The sequence below is a fragment of the Paraburkholderia sediminicola genome (assembly GCF_046026895.1).
Taxonomy (GTDB): Bacteria; Pseudomonadota; Gammaproteobacteria; order Burkholderiales; family Burkholderiaceae; genus Paraburkholderia; species Paraburkholderia sediminicola_C.
The window spans coordinates 1-2,027 of record NZ_JAQQEU010000202.1 but is presented as its reverse complement, the minus strand read 5'-3'; the positions used below and the strand labels follow the sequence as shown (position 1 = coordinate 2,027).

Here is a 2,027-nt window from a genome sequence, read left to right as displayed (position 1 = left end):
CGGTATCACCGCGACGTGGCGTCAGGACTGCTCCAAGCCGATCACCGGCCCTTAGCCAGGTTTTCCGAATATTAGTCAATCTTGAATTGTCCGACCGCATTGGCCAGGTAATTCGCTTGACTTTGCAGCGTTGAGGCAGCGGCAGTAGATTCCTCAACAAGAGCGGCGTTTTGCTGCACCATCTCATCGAGTTGTGCGACGGCGCGGTTGACTTCCTGAATCCCCCGCGTCTGCTCGTCGGAAGCACCGGATATCTCTGCCATGATGGTCGTCACGCTGTTGACTGATCCCACGATCTCTTCCATCGTCGCGCCTGCTTGACGGACCTGCGCAGAGCCGGAGGCAACGCTGTCGACGGTTGCTTCGATCAGCACTTTGATTTCTTTGGCCGCCTGGGCGCTGCGCTGTGCCAGACTGCGCACCTCACTCGCTACAACAGCGAAACCACGCCCCTGTTCGCCTGCGCGCGCTGCCTCGACTGCTGCATTCAGTGCGAGGATATTCGTTTGGAAAGCAATGCCGTCGATGACGCCGATAATGTCGCCAATCTTGCTCGATGCGGTTTCAATCGACACCATCGTAGCGATCACGTCGGTGACAACTTCTCCGCCGCGCGCGGCGACGCTTGACGCAGACGATGACTTGCTGTTCGCCTGTTTCGCGGCGCTTGCCGAAAGAGTCACGGTGGAAGTGATCTCTTCCATGGACGCGGCCGTTTGCTGAAGGCTTGCCGCTGCCGCCTCCGTGCGACCGGACAAGTCAATGTTGCCCGTAGCGATCTCGTTGGCGGCGAGCCGCACAGATTCGCTGGTGTCGCGGATTTGCTTCATGACGGCCAAGAGTTTATCGACGAATTGGTTGAAGGCACGAGAGATCTGCGCAACCTCGTCGCGGCCGTCGGCAGGAAGACGCGTCGTCAGGTCGCCAGATCCCGATCCGATCGCTTCCATGGCGTCGCGAACGGTCGCAAGGCGCTTGAGCGAGACCGTTGTGACCGCCCCCATGACGATGCCTGCGATGATTACGATGAGCACGAGCGCCATGACAGCACTCATGAGCTGCGAGCGCATGCCGGCGGTCGCTTCTGCTTCGTCGAGTGCGACCACAGCTTGCCAATCGGTTCCAGCAATCGGTGTAGCCTTCATCAGTTTTACTGCACCACCGACTTTAATGCGAACCGGAGTCCGCGCACCGATCAATGCGCCAAGGGAAAGATCGGGAGCGAGGTCGGTTACCGGCTTGCCGATCAACTTCGCGTGGGAATAGGCAATAATATTGCCGTTACCATCGAGCAGCATGCCAAAACTTGCCGGTGTGGGATGGATCAAGTTGACGTTCGCGCTTACAGTTTCCAGGCTGACATTGCCGCCGACGACTCCCTTAACGCCTTCAACCACGGCGGTAGGCGCTGCAAACGAGATCACTAGCTTACCGGTCCCCGCGTCAACGAAGGGTTTGGTCACGACGGGAGTGCCGTTGGCAATAACTTCCTTGTACCAAGGGCGCGTAGTTGGATCATAGTCAGCGGGAATACCTTCGGGCGCCGAAAATTTCGCTGTCTTATCAGATCGCCCAACGTACACGTTGCTGAAATTACCCGCATGCATGATGTCGAGAAGCGACGGAAGCGGATCGGACGAGCTCGCGGATGTCTGCAAAGACTTGATCATCTGGGAACGTGTGGCGATCCAGTCGTTAATGCCGGCAACGTGGCCTGCAGACACGGCATCGAGATTTGCCGCAATGGCTTCGTCGTTATACGACTTCGCAACAAAATAATTGAGTGCTGCGTTGGCGAGCAGCGCGACGACGACGATGGTGAGGCACGCGGCAAGAATGCGTGTGCGAATTGAAGCGAACATTGGGCGTCTTAGTTAGTGTTATAGGGAACGGCTCCCTCTTCTTAACGGCGCACCTATCGGGAAATTAAGGGTTTTGACACGTTGTCCGGAAAAGAAAGTTCCTTGCGCGCGATGCATAGATGAGGCGTGGCATTCCCGATTTTAATCATGGGACGTAAGGTAAGC

Annotated in this window: 1 protein-coding gene; it reads right to left on the bottom strand. The window is 57.1% G+C overall.

What is annotated here, in order from left to right; genetic code table 11:
* Nucleotides 1–71: 71 nt before the first annotated feature.
* Nucleotides 72–1,862 carry a methyl-accepting chemotaxis protein gene (locus tag PQR02_RS40260; RefSeq protein ID WP_408243359.1) on the bottom strand — a complete coding sequence of 597 codons (1,791 nt, stop codon included), beginning with the start codon at nt 1,860–1,862 and terminating at the stop codon, nt 72–74.
* Nucleotides 1,863–2,027: the final 165 nt, after the last annotated feature.